Genomic DNA, 16,966 nt, shown 5'->3' with positions numbered 1-16,966 from the left:
GCTTGACTTGATAATGAAATGACAGTGAAGCACGTCGCAATCGACGGTTCCAACCTCGCAACAGAGGGGCGCACCCTGCCGAGCTTGCAACAGCTCGACGAGGCCGTGCGTTCCTTCGTCGACGAGTTCGCGCCTACGACGGTGACCGTAATCGTCGACGCAAGTTTTCCGAACCGCATCGACGCGTCGGAACGCGACGCATTCGAAGCAGCGCTCAGTGCCGGTGAATTGATTTCCCCACCCGCTGGGGTGATCGGTCGAGGCGATGCATTCCTGCTGCAGATCGCCGACCGCGCCGGTGCGGTGGTGCTGTCCAACGACTCATTCCAAGAGTTCCACGGGCAGTACGGCTGGCTCTTCGATCAGGGTCGTCTCGTGGGAGGTAAGCCCGTACCGCATGTGGGCTGGGTATTCATGGACCGCTCGCCGGTGCGGGGCCCCCTCAGCCGCCGTTCGGTGAGCGACGCCAAGAAGGCAGCCAAACCGGTGCCCGCGAAGGCCGCTCCCCCCAAGAAGGCTCCGGCCAAGGTGCTCTCGGGGCGGACGCCGAAGCGGGGGGCCAACGACACGGCCCGTCGTGCCGCCGGGGCGAAGGCTGCTGCCGGGGCGAAGGCTGCTGCCGGGGCGAAGGCTGCCACGGTTGCGGCGAGGCCCACCTCTCGTTCGCAAGGTGGGCGGAGCGTCGGCACGAGCGCCAGTGCGGCGGCGATCCAGCCGTACAACGAAGCGCTGCCTTTTATCGAGTTCGTGGCCGCCCATCCCGTAGGCACGCTGGTGTCGGGCGAGGTTGAGCGGTTCGCCTCTCATGGCGCCTACGTGATGGCCGGCGGAGCGCGGTGCTACTTGCCGCTGGCTCACCTGGCCGACCCGCCACCCCGCAGCGCCCGTGACGCGCTCAGCATGGGGCAGCCCTATGAGTTCTTGGTCTGTGCGTTCGACACCCCGCGCCGCGGTGTCGACCTGGCCATACCTGGTGTCGTCGTTGTTGCGGTGGGAGACACCGCTGTAACGGCTTCGGCAAGCGGTTCCGTAACCCATATGAATAAGGAGGCACAGGTGGCAGCTGCAAAAAAAGCAGTGAAGCGAAAGGCTCCGGCCAAGAAGAAGGCCGTAGCGCGTAAGGCTCCGGCCCGGAAGAAGGCTGTGGCGCGCAAGGCTCCGGCCCGGAAGAAGGCTGTGGCGCGTAAGGCTCCGGCCAAGAAGAAGGCTGTGGCGCGCAAGGCTCCGGCCAAGAAGAAGGCTGTGGCGCGTAAGGCTCCGGCCAAGAAGAAGGCTGTGGCGCGTAAGGCTCCGGCCCGCAGGCGCCGCTGACCCACATCCCTGCGTCAGCAGGGGTTGGCGTTTGTGCACGGGGGTGGTTCGATTCGATCGGACCACCCCCCTGCACGTTGGGGAGCCTCGCCGGGTTGGATAGGTTCACCTTGTGCGACTGGTGACGTGGAATGTGAATTCGCTCAAGGCTCGCTGGGAGCGGGTGGAAGAGTGGCTGGTGACCTGTGAGCCAGATGTGGTCTGCCTGCAGGAGACGAAGCTCGCCGACACGGCCTTTCCTGCGATGGACTTCTCGGCCCTCGGCTACGAAAGTGCTCACCACGGCGAGGGGCGCTGGAACGGGGTGGCCATCCTCAGCCGGGTGGGCCTTGATGATGTGGTGTCCGGCTTTGCTGACAGCGAACCCGCTGACCCGGAGGCTCGTCTCATCACCGCCACCTGCGGGGGCGTGCGGGTGATGAGCGCCTACGTGCCGAACGGTCGCGCCCTCGACAACGATCACTATCGTTATAAACTGGCCTGGCTGGAGCGCTTGCTCGCCCACCTCAATGTTGCCGCTGATCGCTCGATGCCCATCGCGGTGTGCGGTGATTTCAACATCGCCCCGACTGATCAAGACGTTGCCGATCCGACGAGCCTTATCGGTGCCACGCACGGCAGTGGGCCCGAGCGCGATGCCCTCACCAAGTTGTTGGACTGGGGTCTCACCGATGTGTTTCGCGACGCCTATCCGAACGACGAGGGGTTGTTCTCGTGGTGGGACTACCGCTCCGGCAACTTCCACAAGGGGATCGGCATGCGCATCGATTTGATCCTTGGTTCACCCGGCCTCGCCGATCGAGTCCGGTGGGCCCTGATCGATCGCAACGCTCGTAAGGGCACACGGCCGTCGGATCATGCGCCGGTCGTGGTGGAGTTGGTGGATCCTTGATGGAGGCCAGCAAGGATGGGCAAACGCCACCGCCGAACCGGACGGTCACCCGTGGCTCCCCTGGGTGGCCTGCTGCCATGCAGTCGCTGCGGGATCTGCCACCGTCGCCGCGTCGCCTGGCCCTGTTCCGGGTGGCCGATGGTATTCGCGGCGTCTTGCATCGCATGGTGCAGACGAGCGCGCCGATCGATGTCATCGAGGCGGTCGCCCAGGATCTTGAGCAGGCCGAGAAGCGGTTCATCGCCTACTCCCATAAGTCGATGTACGAGGGCTTTGCTGAGTCGGCTAACGCGGGTGAGTCCTTCGCCTTCTTCGACCACAGCCCGATGCTGGGCCGGGCCAATCCGCTCGCCCCACCTCTCGAACTGTGGCTGGAGGAAGACCACATCGCCGGTCGGGCCATCTTCGGCCCTGCCTATGAGGGCCCACCCGGGTGTGTCCATGGCGGCTACATCGCGGCAGCATTCGACGAAGTGCTGGGCTCAACCCAGTCGCTGTCGGGAGCACCGGGAATGACCGGTCGTCTCACCGTCAACTATCGCCATCCCACTCCGCTCGAAGCGGAACTTCGTTTTGTGGGTTACTTGGAGAGTGTGAACGGTAGGAAGATCCTGACCCGCGCTGAGTTGTGGGCCGGTGAGGTGCTCTGCGCCGAGGCAGAGGGCCTGTTTATCTCGATGAAGGACGGTCGGCTCGCCTCCATGGTGGTGGAGCGGAACGAAAAACAGACGGGCCCCACCGAGCCCTAGGGCAGTCTCAGGGTTGGGCCGCCACGAAAGCATTTACGATGGGCACTTCGCGGAGGAGGTGCTCCTCAAGTCCCGACACGATGGCTCCTTCAACCGCCCCCGCCACCAAGAGCGCGGTGACGCGAATGTTGCCCTCGCCGCGTCGGGTGGTGCCGCCGTCGGCCCTTGGTTCGAAGCGGTAGGAACCCGACGCGCGGAAGCGACTGGCGTAGTGGTCGGGAAGCATGGTGAACGTGGTGGAGGCGGTGCTGAGATCGTGGACCGATCGCTCCACCCACGTGAGTTTGGTCGGATCGATAACCGCCTGGGCCGCCGACGACAGTTCGCCGGAAAATTGGTAGCGAATCTCCAACGTCACAACGTCGCCGTTGGGGGTGTGGCTCACCACGTCGGGTTTCGAAAGGGTAGGGAGGTGCTGCCGGGCGAGGTAGCGGTACAGGTCGGGGTTGGCGTAGGCCTGCGCCAGCGCGTCCACCGAGCCTTGTAGCTGCTGTGCGATGGTGAATATCATGGGGCCTCACCCGCCTCGGCGCTGGTGAGAGCGGCCAGGATGGAGGAGCCAAAGTGTTGGGCCAGGATCGCACCAACGCCCGGTACGGCTGCCACTTGGTCGAGGTTGTGCGGTTGGGCCGCGGCGATGCGGGCAAGTATTTGGTCTGACAACACGGCCTCGGGGGCGATGCGCGCTGCCCGCGCGGTGGTAGTCCGCCACGCTCGCAGCGCCATAACTTCCGGGGCGATGGTCACCCGATTGCGGCGGAGCCGGTCACGTTGTTCGCTGAGTTGTTCGGGCCAGTTCGTGATCAGTGGGGTGACGGCGACTCCCGGAGAACCCGCAGGGGTCGCGCCAGCCGCCTCCACCAGGGGAGTGAGAAACGACGAGCAACGCCGATCGAGCACGCGAGCGGCGAAACTGCGCTGATCACACCAGGTGATGCGGAGGTCTCGCTGAGCCCGCGTCATGGCGACATACAGCAGGCGCGCCTCCTCGGCCCGGGCGGTGGCCGTGCGAGCGTGAGCGATTGGCACATACCCATCCTCTACCCCGGCCAGATGCACCACGGCCCACTCGAGCCCCTTGGCCGCGTGGAAGGTGGCTACATCGATGGCATCGCGCGTCGGGCCGGCACTGTCGCCTTCGGACTGCACGGTGGCTCGGAGCCACCGGGTGAAACTGTCGGCACTGCCGATGGGGTCGAGCCGGAGGTAGTCGCGGCCCATCCGCAGCAGCGCACCCAAGGCGGCGCGTTCGTCGGCGTGGCGCTCGAGTACGACAGCCTGGGCATCGTCGTCGAGTAGGCCAGCGTCGATGTCGTCGGCGCCGAGCCCGTGTTCGCTCTGGAGTAGTTCGAGGTCAGCCAGTGCGGTGCCGAGAGGCACGGTGGCAAAACGGAGGTCGCGCAAGGCCGCTCGGATGTCGGAGCGATCGAGAAAGGCGGCCCCTCCGCGCACCCGGTGGGGGATGCCGCTCTCACGAAGTGCCTCAACGATGAGGTGGGTCTGGGCATGGGTGCGCACGAGGATGGCCTGCTCGGCCCAGGGCCGTCCGGGGGCATGGGCCAACCGGGCGGCGCGGGCAATAGCAACGGCCTCGGCTCGGTCGTCTCGGTGGCCGCTGAGTTGTGGAGGAGGACCCGACGCCCGCGCCGCGGTGACGGCGCGAGCGGGTTGCTTGGCCCCGCGCAGGACCGCCGCCGCGGCGTCGAGGATTTCGGGAGTGGAGCGATAGCTGCGCTCGAGTTCGATCAACTCGGCTGGCGGCCAATGGCGGTGGATGTCGAGGAGGAAGCTGGCATCAGCGCCGTTCCATCCGTAGATGGCCTGCTGTGGATCTCCCACGGCGGTGATGTCGTAACGATCGCCCCGCCACGCCTCCAGCAGGCGAAACTGCAGCGGGTTGACGTCTTGCAACTCGTCTACGAAGAAGTGACGGAACCTCCAGCGTTGGGCGGTGGCAAAGGCGCTGTCCTGCTCGAGGGCGCGAGCACAGAGATCGAGCAGATCGTCGAAGTCCACCAGGCCGCCCCGGTTCTTGCGTTGTTCATAGGCCGCGTACACCTCCGCGACGGCGGCGGGCTTCAGACCCGGGCGTCGCCCGGCGCCCACCACGGCCGTGGCGTAGTCCTCTGGTGCCACCATCCGGGCTTTCGCCCACTCGATTTCGGTAGCCAGACCGGCGGCCACGGAGCGCTTGTCCTTGCCGGGCACCTTCGGGGCGAGTTCGCGCAGAACCTCGGCCTTGCGATCGAGCAGGGTGGGGGCGGTGCGGCGCTGGTCGGCCCACCGGGTGCGCAGTGCGCCCCAGGCCACGGCATGGAAGGTGCCGGTGGTGGGGTCGTTGCGGAGACCGAGACGGGCGAGGCGGTCGCCGAGTTCGCCGGCGGCCTTGCGGGTAAAGGTGATGGCCAACACGTGGCGGGGGTCGGCGTCCCCCGTGGCCACCCGGTAGGCAATCCGGCGCGTCAGCACCCGAGTCTTGCCCGATCCGGCCGGGGCCAACACCACCAGCGGCATGGCGGCGGACGATACGGCCGCTCGTTGGGCGTCATCGAGCCCGTGGAGCAGCTCCTGCGGATCCATCGTCGTGCAGCCTACGCTGGTCGGTGATGGTGGAGGTCTCTGAGGCTCGCTTTGAAGCACTGGTGGCCGACGCCCTCGATGCCATTCCCGAAGAATTGGGGCATCTGATGGACAACGTGGCGATCGTGGTGCGCGATGGCCGGGCCCACTCCGGACTCCTTGGTTACTACGAGGGCGTGCCGCTCACCGAGCGGGGGGGTGGCTACGACGGCATGGTGTTACCGGACCGCATCACGATCTACCGCCTCCCCATCGTCTCACGGTGTGCCAATGAGGCCGAGGTGGTGGAACAGGTGCAGATCACCGTGGTGCATGAGGTGGCCCACCATTTCGGGATCGACGATGAGCGCCTTACCGAACTGGGCTGGGCATAAGGGGTAGCCTTCCCCGGTGCCTTCTTCGATGACATTGCTCAACGACGGCGAGGAAATTGTCCTTGACCTTCGCCCCCACTGGGTGTTCTTCCTGAACGGAATGTTGGCGCTGTTTGTGGTCATCGTCCTAGGCGTGATGGTGCTCGCTTGGATCGATCAACCGCCCGACATTGTTGATTGGACCTTGGGCCTGGCGGTGCTGGCTTGCCTCGGGTGGTTCGGCTGGACCTACGCCCGCTGGGCCACCACCCACTTCGTGGTGACCAGCGACCGCTTGATTTATCGGCACGGAGTGCTGGCCAAGCGCGGCATCGAGATCCCGCTTGAGCGCATCAACACCATTTTCTTCAGCCAGTCGATCTTCGAACGGGTGGTGGGCTCGGGCAGCTTGGTGATCGAGTCGGCCAGCGAAACGGGGCGTCAACAGTTTTCCCACGTGATGCGGCCCTCGCAGATCCAGCATGAGATCTACCGGCAGATGGAAGGCAACGAGAACCGAAAGTTCGACCGCATCGGCGGGGGCACACCGGGCGCGTCGATCCCGGAGCAGATCGCGCAACTCGACGGGCTCCGCCAGCAGGGCATCCTCAGCCAGGAAGAGTTCGCCCAGAAGAAGCAGGAACTCCTCGACAAGATGTAGGCCCCCTAAAACCCTCCCCCGAACCAGGCGGCGGGGGGTTAGCTGGCGATGATGCTGCGGAGCAGGCCGGGGAAGGTGGTCTTGAGATAGGCCGGCTGGAGAGATGCTTCAGCCACGGCGGGGTTGATGTTGAACACCTCGTTGAGCTGGGCCACGGTGAGGTGATCAATCAGACCCCCCACGCGGACTGGGTCCGGGTCGGCCGGCAGGCATCCGTTCTCGCCCAACTCCACCAAGGGAACCGTCGCCGGGTCGAGGCCGAGGCCCCGTACGAATCCGCTCAACCCGCCTTCTTGGCGGATCGGTACGCACGGATCCACGAACACGGCATGGCCACTGTCGGCGATCACGGCGAGTCGCTTGGGGGCGTTGAGCCACTCGTAGATCTTCTCCACCCGAGCCAGCTCGATCACGGTGTCGCCCTCGGCAGCAATGATCATTGATGGCACCGGCGGGGGATTGGTGGCGGCGAGGAGGCCCTCGGTGTCGAAATTGGTGCCGGTGCCGGAAAGGGCGGCTAGATCTGTGTCGGGTTCCAGGGGAGCCACCGGAGCTTGGCCGATCCAGAGATCCACCCGGCTGTCGTAGGCGGCTGTCCCCGAGGAACTGCCGCCGGCGCTGTGGCCCTCGGCGGCCACCCGTTCGGTATCGATCGCGCCGCCCAGGGGCGACTCGGTGGCCTCGTTGGTCTCGGTGAGAAGATCGAGGGCAGCGAGGAGTTGGTTGCTGTCGAGGTACTCGTCGGGTCGCTCTGCGGGGGCACCGCCGGCGATGAAACCGTCGAGCACCGCCGCCAGTCCCCGTTCGGGATGGTCCACCGCCGCCACCACATAGCCCCAGGACGCCACGGCGGCGTTGTGTTGATTGCCGAAGCGAAGGTTGCCCGAGAAACCATGGCTGTGCAGGACCGTGGGGAAGGGGCCCTTTTCGCTCGCCGGTAGGCCCACCCATGTGTTCGCCGGGGCCACCTCACCCGAGAGCGCCCCGGGAAGGATGGCTGTGATAGCTGGATCGAGGACGTCTTTTCCTGAGTAGGCGTAGGCCTCGGCGGTGGGGGTCACCGCGGAGGGGTCGACCGGATAAAACACGGCCACGGTGTGGTCGGCATCAAGGGCGAGATCCACCTGACCCACGGCGTAGGGACCGTGGCCGGAGAAGTTGGTCGGTTCCGCCTTCACAGTGGTGGTGGCGGCATCGTCTCCGTCGCCCCCACCCGAGCAGGCGGTGGTAACGAGGGCGATGCTGACGGCGAAGGAGCGCAGAAGGAGTCGGGACATGGAAGGTTCCTAGCATCCTGGCGGGGAGGTTGTGGATTACCCCACGATCCCGGCGCCGGTCCATGGCCGCACTCGCCACGCCGTCATCCCTGCCGGGAGTGGGGTAGCTCGTTCCACGATTGCCACCACGCAGCCACCAAAGCCGGCGCCGGTGAGCCGGGCTCCGATGACCCCGTCGAGGTGGATGAGGCGGCGGACGAGATCATCGAGGCCCGGGGTGCTGACGGCGAAGTCGTGGCGAAGGCTGGCATGGCTGGCGGCCATGGCGTCGCTCATCTCGGAGCGATCACCGGCGGTGAGGGCGGCGGCGAGTTGATCGACCCGAACATTTTCGGTGACCACATGCCGGGCCCGTTGCCGCATCACCGCATCATCCAATCCCGCCACGTCGGCCAGGGTGGCCGACCGCAGTGGTCCCAGTGCGGCCTGCGCCGCCTGGCAGGCCGCCGCCCGCTCGGCGTAGGCGCTGGTGGCCAACCGGCGGCGCTCACCGGAGTCGACCACCACCACTTCGAGATCCTCCGGCAGCGGAACCGGGGTGATCTGCAGCGAGGTGCAGTCGATTCGGAGCGCATGACCCGCCACCCCGGCGGCGCTGGTGAGTTGGTCCATGATCCCGCACGGCACGCCCGAGGCGCGCTGTTCAGCTCGGCGCGTGAGGTGGGCCAGCTCCTCGGGGGGGCCCGTAAACCCCAGGGCCAGGGCCAGGGCCACTTCCAGGGAGGCCGAGGATGACAGCCCAGCCCCGACCGGCAGGGTGGTGATCACCGACCCCCGAAACCCGATGGTGGGTCGCTGTTCGGCCACCACCCCCGCCACGTAGCGCGCCCAGAGGGGGGTGAGGGTGGCGGGATCGTCCACATCGAGGGGAATAACCGCCGGTTCCGGTTCGATCGAGGAGTGCAGCGACACCACGCGACCCTCCCGTTCGCCGGAGATGGTGGTGCCCAGGTGGATGGCCATGGGCAGGACGAGCCCGCCGGTGTGATCGGTGTGGTCCCCGATCAGGTTCACCCGCCCTGGCGCGAAGGCGGTGATCACCGAAGTTGGTGGGTCGCGTCGGTGGCCAGATCGAGCAGGGACAGGTCCCAGGGAGCCCGCATGGCGATATTGATCTGATCGGCGCCCGCCTCGATGTATTCGCCCATGCGCTGTGCAAGTTGGTCGGGGGAGCCGATGAGGACGCCGGGGCGTACTCGCTCGGCGACCTTGCCGAACTGCAAGGCCAGGGCGGCTTCGTCCCTGCATAGGCCCACGTTGACGGCCGTGCGGATCTCGGCGGGATCCCGGCCCACCGCCGCACAATGGTCGTGCAGGGTGGCGCGCTTTCGGGCCAACTCGGCCGGGGCCACAAACGGCACGTTCCAGCCGTCGGCCCAGGCCGCCGCGATGCGCAGCGTGCGTTTCTCACCGCCGCCCCCCACCCAAATCGGGAGTTCCCGTTGCAGCGGCTTGGGCTCACAGCGGGCTTCGGTGAGCTGAACGTGCTCGCCCGAGAAGTTGGTGACCTCCTCGCGCAGCAGGTGGCGGATGGCCTGGATGGCTTCCTCCAGTAGGTCGAGACGTTCTTTTGGTCCGGGGAAGGGGATCCCGTAGGCCGCAAATTCGGGCTCGGCCCAGCCGGCACCGAGGCCGAGTTCGGCCCGCCCGCCGGAGAGATGATCAATGGTGGTGATGGCGTTGGCCAACACCGCAGGATGGCGATACGCCGCGCAATAGACGAGCGATCCAACGCGCACGCGGGTGGTGTGGCACGCCAACGCGGCGTGGCAGGCCACCGCCTCATGGCTCGCGTAGCCGGTGAAGTCGGCCGAGTAGAAGTGGTCCCAGATGGAGATCCAGTCGAAGCCGGCCTCCTCGATGCGGGTCCAGAGATGGCGGAGCGAATCGATATCGGTGTTTTGCAAGCCAGTGTGGACGCCGAACACGGTCATCGGCGGAATCTAGCGCCGCCCCACCCGTCGTCCCTTGACCGTCTGGTCAGCGGCGTACAGGATGAGTCGATGCTTAGCGCCCTCGCCCCTGTCAACGGGATTGAAATCGCCTACGAAACCTATGGAGATCCCGCCGACCCGCCGTTGCTACTGGTCATGGGCCTGGGCGCACAACTCATCGCCTGGCCGGTCGATATGGTCCACGCCTTTGTGGATCGAGGCTTTTTCGTGGTGCGCTACGACAACCGTGACGTGGGTATGTCCACCAAGTTCGCTGATGTGGGCGCCGATTTCCTCACTACCTTCATGCAGGCGGCGCAGGGCGAACCCGTGGAGGTGGCCTATCGACTCACGGACATGGCGGCCGACGGAATGGCCCTGCTCGATTACCTGGGGATCGCCTCAGCCCACGTCGTAGGGGCATCGATGGGCGGCATGATCGCCCAGACGATGGCCATCGAGCACCCTACGCGTGTGCGCACCCTCACCTCGATTATGTCCACCACCGGCGAGCCAGAGGTGGGTGTGCCCACCGCCGAGGCCATGGCGGTGCTCCTGCGGCCGGTGGGTACCACCCGCCAAGAAGCCATCGACGCCAGTGTCGACGGGTCCCGGGTGATCGGCAGCCCAGCATTGTTCGATGAGGCGTTGGTGCGCACGCGGGCGGCGGCGGCCTACGACCGGTGCTACAACCCCGCCGGGGTGGCTCGTCAGATTCTCGCCATCGCCGCCTCCGGCAGTCGAGCCGAGGGCCTGGGCCAACTCAACATCCCCACCGTGGTGATCCACGGTGATCTCGACCCCCTCGTCGCCCCCAGCGGTGGTCAGCGGACGGCCGAGCTCATCCCAGGGGCGCGCTTGATCATGGTCGAGGGGATGGGCCACGATCTCCCGCCCGCCATGATGGCCCAGGTGGTCGAAGCGGTCACCGCGTTAGCCAGCCGCGTCCGCGTCTGATCCCTGGGAAGGAACCCCCCCGTATGCCCGGTCCGCTTGACGGTCTCAAAATTCTTGAAATCGCTGGGATCGGACCCGGTCCCTTCGGCGCCATGATGCTCGCCGACATGGGGGCAGAGGTCGTACGGATCGATCGTGCTCAGAACGTCTTGGGCGGCGATCCGGCCACGCCGCCGGCAGATGTTCTGAACCGAGGTCGGCGTTCCATCGGTGTCGACCTCAAGCACCCCGAGGGGGTGGAGACGGTGCTGAGGCTCATCGAACAGGCCGATGGGGTGATCGAAGGCTTCCGTCCTGGGGTGATGGAACGGCTCGGTCTCGGCCCCGATGTGGCCCTGGCCCGTAACCCGAAACTCACCTACGGCCGCATGACCGGCTGGGGCCAAGACGGGCCCTACGCCCTCGCCGCCGGTCACGACATCAACTACATCGCCTTGGCCGGGGCGCTCGAGCCGATTGGCCGTCGGGGAGGGCCGCCAATACCACCTCTGAACCTGGTGGGCGACTTCGGCGGGGGAGGGATGCTGCTGGCCTTCGGGATGGTGTGCGCCATCCTCAATGCGCAGAGCACCGGTGAGGGTCAGGTGGTGGATGCCGCCATGGTGGACGGGTCGGCCGTGCTCACCACGATGTTTCATTCCTTTCGGGCCATGGGTATCTGGGAGGACGAGCGGGGCACCAACATGCTCGACACCGGCGCGCACTACTACGACGTGTACGAGACAGCCGACGGCCACTACGTGTCCATCGGGTCGATCGAGCCGCAGTTTTACCAGGAACTTCTCCGCCTCACCGGCCTGGACGGGGAAGATCTCCCGCGGCAACAAGACCGGGCGGCGTGGCCAGCCTTGACCGACCGCCTGGCCGAAGTATTCAAGGCCAAGACCCGTGACCAGTGGTGTGCCCTCATGGAGGGAACCGATGTGTGTTTTGCGCCGGTCCTGTCCCTCGCCGAGGCCCCACAACATCCGCACAACATCCATCGCGGCACCTTCATCGAGCGCGATGGGGTGGTCCAGCCCGCCCCCGCCCCCCGGTTCTCGGGCACCCCGGTGGAGGTGCAGCGGCCGCCGTCCCACGCTGGGCAACACACCAACGATGTCCTCACCGACTGGGGTATCAGCAGTGATGAAGTGGAGAAGCTCCGGCGCGCCGGTGCCATCGCCTAACGGCAATCGGTAGCCTGAGCCCCATGGCGACCATGGTGTCCTTCCACGCCCATCCCGATGACGAGTCCATTGCGTCGGGCGGCACGTTGGCCAAAGCCGCCGCTCAGGGCCATCGCACGGTGCTGGTCTTTGGCACCCGCGGGGAGCAGGGCGAAGTGGCCGAGGGGTTTCTCGATCCCGGCGAGGCTCTCTGGGAGCGGCGGGTGGCCGAAGTGCACCGCTCGGCGGGGATTCTTGGGGTCCAACGGGTGGAGTTCCTCGGGTACGAAGACTCCGGGATGATGGGGACCCCTGAAAACGATCGGCCGGAATCCTTCTGGCAGGCCGATGTGGAGGAGGCGGCGGGCCGGTTGGCGGCCATCTTGCGTCAGGAAGATGCCCAGGTGCTCACGATCTACGACAGCGATGGCGGCTACGGGCACCCCGACCACCTGCAGGTTCACCGCGTGGGGCAACGGGCAGCCGAACTCGCCGGTACCCAGCGGGTGTTCGAGGGCACCATGAACCGGGACCACCTTCGCCGTGTGATCGAGGCCGCCGTGAAGGCAGGGGCCATTCCCGCGGAGTCCATGCCCGACGTGAGGGAGGACAGCACCTTCGGGCGGCCGGAGTCGGTGATCACGACCACGGTGGAGGTAACCCACTACCTCGAGGCCAAACGGGCTTCGATGCGGGCCCACGCCAGCCAGATCCGCGAGGACTCGTTCTTCTTGCAAATGTCCGACGATGCCTTCGCCGCCGCCTTCGGGCTGGAATGGTTCATCCGCCAGGGTGTGCCCTCTGATCACCGCGACGACGATCTCTTCGCCGGCCTCGACTGATGCCCCCACTCTGGACCCACACGGCGCTCGCACAGCAGATGGTGTTTGGGCCCGGGGCTCTGGAGCACCTTCCGGCGCTGGTCAAGGCCACCGGAGCCCGCCAGGTGCTCCTGGTGACCACCGAGGGGCGCCTGGCCTCGGCAGAGGGCGCCCAAGTGGAGGCCATGCTCGGCCGCGGCCTGGTCTCCACCTTTACCGACGTCGCCCCGCACGTTCCGGTGCCCCTGGTGCGCCAAGCCGTGTTGCAGGCCCGTCGCGACGGCATCGAACTGGTCATCTCGTACGGGGGCGGCTCGTGCGCCGACCTGGCCAAGGCCGTGTGTTTCTTTCTGGAGCAGGAAGCCGGCATGGGCGGCGCCAGTCACCTTGATCGCCCCTTGGTGCCCCACATCAGTATTCCCACCACCTACTCGGGTGCCGAACTCACCCCGTTCTTTGGGATGACCGATCCGGCCACCGGTCAGAAACAGGGAGCGGGTGGTCCCACCAGTGCCCCGATCAGCGTGATCTACGACCCGCGGCTCACCCTATCGATGCCCCCCCGGGTGGCCGCCGAGACGGGGATGAACGCGCTGGCGCATTGTGTGGAGGCGGTGTGGTCGCCGCACCGGACCCCCGAGGCCGAAGCCATTGCCCTGGCCGGGGCCAGGCTAATTAGTGGGGCATTGCCCACCGTGGTGGGAGCGCCCGAGGACATCGAGGCGCGCATCGCGATGCTGGAGGGGGCCTGCCTGGCCGGTCGGAGTTTGCTCAACGCCAGCATGGGTGTGCACCACGGTCTGGCTCAGATCGTGGGGGGACGCAGCGGCATTTCCCACGGCCTGGCCAACGCCGTGCTGCTCACCCACACCATCGGGTACAACGCTGATGCCGTACCCGCCGAAGTGGCGCAGGTGGGGGCGGCGCTCGGCGTCCAAGCCGATACGGCCGGGGCGGTGGACCGCCTGCGGATCGCGCTGGGCCTGCCCGCCACCCTGTCGGAGGCAGGGGTGGCGGAAACCGATCTCCCGGTGATGGCCCGCCTGACCCAGTCGAACGCCAGCGTGGCTCGTAATCCCCGGCCCGTTTCGGAAGTTGAGGCCCTGGGGATCCTCCAGGCCGCCTGGTAGTCGGGGCGGGTGATCTCCCTCGGCCACCTCTGCGGCCTGCGTTGCAAAGCCCCGACTTCTCCCGCCTCAAGCACTCGATGATTGTGCAGCACTCCAGCGCAGTGATCGTGCGCCAGGCTCCCGGGAGGATCGGTGCGGCGGGGATCTCCACGGTACGGTGCAGGCCGACTGGGTGAAGATCCCGTGTGGGCCCGACGACATCACCGGGCCGTTCTCCGTAGCGACCTACCAACCACGAGAAGGGCTGAACGCTGACCATCATCAAGATCAACGCCATCACCGTTGCTACCGACAGCGGGGACGAACTCGCCGAGCGTTTCGCCCAGCGCGCCGGTGCCGTCGATGGGCAAGACGGCTTCGAGGGCTTCGAACTACTGAAGCCAACCGATGAACGCACCACCTGGCTGGTCCTCACCCGTTGGCGCGACGACGACGCCTTCAACGCGTGGGTGAGTTCTCCGGCCTTCGGTGCCGGCCATCAACGCGAGGCGAAGCCCGACGAGCAAGGGGCCGGCCCCCGCCCGGTCGGGATGGTCTCGGAGATCTGGAGTTACACCGTGGCCGGCGGCTCCGCCGGATCGCAGAGCTGAGCCCACCGCGGTGACGCTGGTTCAGTTCCACGCCGGGTTCGCGTGGGTCGTGGTGGCCACCAACGCTGCGGTGGGGGCGTGGGCCCTCGTGGGCTATCGCCGCCCCCGCTGGCGCACTGCGGCCCTGTGGTGGGCTACGGGGGTGGCTCAGGCCACCATGGTGGTGGAGGTCTGCGTGGGCGTGAGCCTCGTGGCGATTCGGGATTACGAGGTAGCGCCGTTCCACACGCTCTACGGCTTCGCCGGCCTGGCGGCCATTGGGATTATCTACAGTTATCGCGACCAGGTGCGACGAGATCATCTCTGGCTGCTCTACGGGTGCGGTGGCCTGTTCATGATGGGCCTGGCGCTGCGGGGGCTTTCCGTGTCGGCGATTCCGCTGGCGCCGGGGTCCTGAGTCCGATTAGAGGTGCACCACCGGGCAGGTGAGGGTTCGGGTGATCCCATCGATCATCTGGACTCGACTCACCACCATCCGCCCGAGTTCGTCCATCGTGGCGGCTTCGGCGCGGGCAATGACGTCGTAGGGGCCGGTGACGTCCTCGGCCGACACCACGCCGTCGATGTCGTTGACCTCCTGGGCCACGTGAGCGGCCTTACCGACCTCGGTTTGGATTAGGACGTAGGCGCTGACAGCCACGGGGCCTCCACGGGTGCTCGGATCAGCCCACTGTAGTGATCGGCGGCGCCCCGTGATCAGGCGGCGGCGGTTGGATGGCCCGCTCCAGAGGGATTATTGGGCGAGGCGCTTTTCGAGTTCCTGGAGTTTGTCGCGGAGGCCCTGGGGGAGGGTGGCACCGATGGTGGCGTAGTGCTCCTCGAGTTGGGGTACTTCCGCCCGCCACGAGTTCACGTCGACCTGGAGCAGTTCGGCGAGGGTGTCCTGGTTGATCGTGAGGCCGTCGGTATCCAATGACCCCGGAGCGGGTACTCGCCCAATGGGGGTGTCGACGGCGTTCGGGGCGCCGGCCACCCGCTCGACGATCCACTTGAGTACCCGGCTGTTCTCGCCGAAGCCCGGCCACAGGAAGGAGCCATCCTCGCCCTTGCGGAACCAGTTCACCCAGAACAACTTCGGGAGGTCAGCGCCAGCATGCCGGCCGATGTCCAGCCAGTGTTGGAAGTACTGGCCCATGTCGTAGCCACAAAACGGGAGCATGGCAAAGGGGTCGAACCGGAGGTTCCCCACCGCCCCCTGCTGGGCGGCGGTGGTTTCCGAACTCATGATGGAACCGAGGAATACCCCATGGTCCCAGTCGAAGCTCTCGGTGACCAGGGGAACGTTGGTGGCCCGGCGGCCGCCGAAGAGGATGGCCGAGATGGGCACCCCATTGGGGTCCTCCCACTCGGGGGCGATGGCGGGACACTGTGAGGCGGGCGCGGTGAAGCGAGCGTTCGGATGGGCGGCGGGGGCGCCGGAGGCAGGGGTCCAATGGTTGCCCTTCCAGTCGATGGCGTGCTCTGGCGGCGTCGACATGCCCTCCCACCACACGTCACCGTCGTCGGTGAGGGCCACGTTGGTGAAAATGGAGTTGCGCTGGAGCGACGCGATGGCGTTGGGGTTGGTGTCGTTGCCGGTGCCCGGGGCGACACCAAAGAACCCGGCTTCCGGGTTGATGGCGTAGAGGCGGCCGTCGTCGCCGAATTTCATCCAGGCGATGTCGTCGCCGATGGTCTCCACTTTCCAACCCGGCAGGGTGGGGATCAGCATCGCCATGTTGGTCTTGCCGCAGGCCGACGGGAAGGCGGCGGCCACGTAGGTTTTATCGCCGGTCGGTGAGGTGATTCCCAGCACGAGCATGTGCTCGGCCATCCAGCCGTCGTCGCGGGCCATCGTGGACGCGATCCGGAGGGCAAAGCACTTCTTCCCGAGCAAGGCATTGCCGCCGTAGCCGGAGCCGTAACTCCAAATCTCGCGAGTCTCGGGGAAGTGACTGATGTACCGATTCTCGGCGTCGCAGGGCCAGGGCACATCGGGGCGGGTGGTGCCGTCGGCCAGTACGAGGGGGTAGCCCACCGAGTGGACGCAGGGCACGAACTCGCCGTCGTGGCCGAGCACATCGAGCACGGGCTGGCCCATGCGGGTCATGATCCGCATGTTCACCGCCACATAGGCCGAGTCGGAGAGTTGCACGCCGATGTGGGCGATGGGGGAGCCCAGAGGACCCATCGAGAACGGCACCACATAGAGGGTGCGGCCGCGCATGGCCCCGGTGTAGAGAGAGGTGAGTTCGTCCTTCATTTCCGACGGTGGGCGCCAGTTGTTGGTGGGGCCAGCGTCGAGTTCGCGCTCTGCGTTGATGAACGTGCGGTCCTCCACCCGGGCCACGTCGCCGGGGTCGGACAGGGCGAGAAAACTATTCGGACGCTTGGTGTCGTTGAGGCGGGTGAAGGTGCCACCGTCGACGAGGAGTTGCGTGAGCCGCTCCCACTCCTCTTCGGAGCCATCGCACCATTCGACACGGTCGGGTGTCAGGACGGCGGTCCAGTGCTCAACCCAGTCCTTCAGCTTCTGGTGGGCGGTGGTTCCAGGCATGAGTAACTCCGGGGCTCGAGGGAGGGG

18 protein-coding genes are annotated in these 16,966 nt (G+C 66.6%); 11 read left to right on the top strand and 7 right to left on the bottom strand.

What is annotated here, in order from left to right:
• Window positions 1-18: 18 nt before the first annotated feature.
• From EXQ71_03220 to EXQ71_03210, 3 genes are all read left to right on the top strand, one after another.
• The gene (locus EXQ71_03220; GenBank protein MSO86516.1) at window positions 19-1,311 is read left to right on the top strand and encodes a S1 RNA-binding domain-containing protein; all 1,293 of its coding nucleotides are present in this window, start codon (window positions 19-21) and stop codon (window positions 1,309-1,311) included.
• 112 nt (window positions 1,312-1,423) lie between these two features.
• Window positions 1,424-2,203, top strand: a complete 780-nt coding sequence (gene xth / locus EXQ71_03215) for an exodeoxyribonuclease III (GenBank protein MSO86515.1) — start codon at window positions 1,424-1,426, stop codon at window positions 2,201-2,203.
• Window positions 2,203-2,952 (top strand): PaaI family thioesterase, encoded by a 750-nt coding sequence (locus EXQ71_03210; GenBank protein MSO86514.1) that lies wholly within the window; start codon window positions 2,203-2,205, stop codon window positions 2,950-2,952. Before xth ends, EXQ71_03210 begins: the two co-directional genes overlap by 1 nt.
• 7 nt (window positions 2,953-2,959) lie before the next feature.
• On the opposite strand, the gene EXQ71_03205 is transcribed toward EXQ71_03210, so the two are convergent.
• Together EXQ71_03205 and EXQ71_03200 are read right to left on the bottom strand one after the other, a co-directional pair.
• Window positions 2,960-3,463 (bottom strand): DUF2505 family protein, encoded by a 504-nt coding sequence (locus EXQ71_03205; protein MSO86513.1) that lies wholly within the window; start codon window positions 3,461-3,463, stop codon window positions 2,960-2,962.
• Window positions 3,460-5,532, bottom strand: a complete 2,073-nt coding sequence (locus tag EXQ71_03200; protein MSO86512.1) for an ATP-dependent DNA helicase UvrD2 — start codon at window positions 5,530-5,532, stop codon at window positions 3,460-3,462. Before EXQ71_03200 ends, EXQ71_03205 begins: the two co-directional genes overlap by 4 nt.
• Before the next feature lie 26 nt (window positions 5,533-5,558).
• Between EXQ71_03200 and EXQ71_03195 the strand changes: the two genes are divergently transcribed.
• Window positions 5,559-5,906 carry a metallopeptidase family protein gene (locus EXQ71_03195; protein ID MSO86511.1) on the top strand — a complete coding sequence of 116 codons (348 nt, stop codon included), beginning with the start codon at window positions 5,559-5,561 and terminating at the stop codon, window positions 5,904-5,906.
• A gap of 16 nt (window positions 5,907-5,922) precedes the next feature.
• Window positions 5,923-6,546, top strand: a complete 624-nt coding sequence (locus EXQ71_03190; protein ID MSO86510.1) for a hypothetical protein — start codon at window positions 5,923-5,925, stop codon at window positions 6,544-6,546.
• Window positions 6,547-6,584: 38 nt separating this feature from the next.
• Here the strand turns inward: EXQ71_03190 and EXQ71_03185 are convergent, their stop codons facing one another.
• Genes EXQ71_03185 through EXQ71_03175 form a run of 3 tightly spaced genes read right to left on the bottom strand, consistent with a single transcriptional unit; the run spans window position 6,585 to window position 9,757 of the window.
• The gene (locus tag EXQ71_03185; GenBank protein ID MSO86509.1) at window positions 6,585-7,823 is read right to left on the bottom strand and encodes an alpha/beta hydrolase; all 1,239 of its coding nucleotides are present in this window, start codon (window positions 7,821-7,823) and stop codon (window positions 6,585-6,587) included.
• 36 nt (window positions 7,824-7,859) lie between these two features.
• A complete protein-coding gene (locus tag EXQ71_03180) occupies window positions 7,860-9,071 on the bottom strand; it encodes a galactokinase (GenBank protein ID MSO86508.1) in 1,212 nt (403 codons plus the stop codon).
• A complete protein-coding gene (locus tag EXQ71_03175) occupies window positions 8,861-9,757 on the bottom strand; it encodes a TIGR03560 family F420-dependent LLM class oxidoreductase (GenBank protein MSO86507.1) in 897 nt (298 codons plus the stop codon). The genes EXQ71_03180 and EXQ71_03175 overlap by 211 nt, the downstream gene beginning before the upstream one ends.
• Before the next feature lie 69 nt (window positions 9,758-9,826).
• Between EXQ71_03175 and EXQ71_03170 the strand changes: the two genes are divergently transcribed.
• The 6 genes from EXQ71_03170 (at window position 9,827) to EXQ71_03145 (ending at window position 14,800) form a co-directional block, all read left to right on the top strand.
• A complete protein-coding gene (locus EXQ71_03170) occupies window positions 9,827-10,714 on the top strand; it encodes an alpha/beta fold hydrolase (protein MSO86506.1) in 888 nt (295 codons plus the stop codon).
• Window positions 10,715-10,737: 23 nt separating this feature from the next.
• Complete coding sequence (locus EXQ71_03165; GenBank protein MSO86505.1) at window positions 10,738-11,883, top strand: CoA transferase; 1,146 nt, start codon at window positions 10,738-10,740, stop codon at window positions 11,881-11,883.
• A 23-nt stretch (window positions 11,884-11,906) separates the two neighbouring features.
• Complete coding sequence (locus EXQ71_03160; protein MSO86504.1) at window positions 11,907-12,704, top strand: GlcNAc-PI de-N-acetylase; 798 nt, start codon at window positions 11,907-11,909, stop codon at window positions 12,702-12,704.
• The gene (locus EXQ71_03155; GenBank protein ID MSO86503.1) at window positions 12,704-13,813 is read left to right on the top strand and encodes an iron-containing alcohol dehydrogenase; all 1,110 of its coding nucleotides are present in this window, start codon (window positions 12,704-12,706) and stop codon (window positions 13,811-13,813) included. The genes EXQ71_03160 and EXQ71_03155 overlap by 1 nt, the downstream gene beginning before the upstream one ends.
• Before the next feature lie 251 nt (window positions 13,814-14,064).
• Window positions 14,065-14,403 (top strand): antibiotic biosynthesis monooxygenase, encoded by a 339-nt coding sequence (locus EXQ71_03150; GenBank protein MSO86502.1) that lies wholly within the window; start codon window positions 14,065-14,067, stop codon window positions 14,401-14,403.
• Between the two features lie 10 nt (window positions 14,404-14,413).
• A complete protein-coding gene (locus tag EXQ71_03145) occupies window positions 14,414-14,800 on the top strand; it encodes a hypothetical protein (GenBank protein MSO86501.1) in 387 nt (128 codons plus the stop codon).
• 6 nt (window positions 14,801-14,806) lie between these two features.
• Here EXQ71_03145 and EXQ71_03140 read toward each other — a convergent pair whose 3' ends face one another.
• Window positions 14,807-15,043: an Lrp/AsnC family transcriptional regulator gene (locus tag EXQ71_03140; protein MSO86500.1), complete on the bottom strand. Its 237-nt coding sequence runs from the start codon at window positions 15,041-15,043 to the stop codon at window positions 14,807-14,809.
• 93 nt (window positions 15,044-15,136) lie between these two features.
• Window positions 15,137-16,939, bottom strand: a complete 1,803-nt coding sequence (locus tag EXQ71_03135; protein ID MSO86499.1) for a phosphoenolpyruvate carboxykinase (GTP) — start codon at window positions 16,937-16,939, stop codon at window positions 15,137-15,139.
• Between the last annotated feature and the right edge of the window lie 27 nt (window positions 16,940-16,966).

Source organism: Acidimicrobiia bacterium (assembly GCA_009694375.1).
Classification (GTDB): Bacteria; Actinomycetota; Acidimicrobiia; order Acidimicrobiales; family VFJN01; genus VFJN01.
The sequence above is the reverse complement of the archived record's forward strand: the minus strand, read 5'-3'. Positions and strand labels throughout refer to the sequence as shown.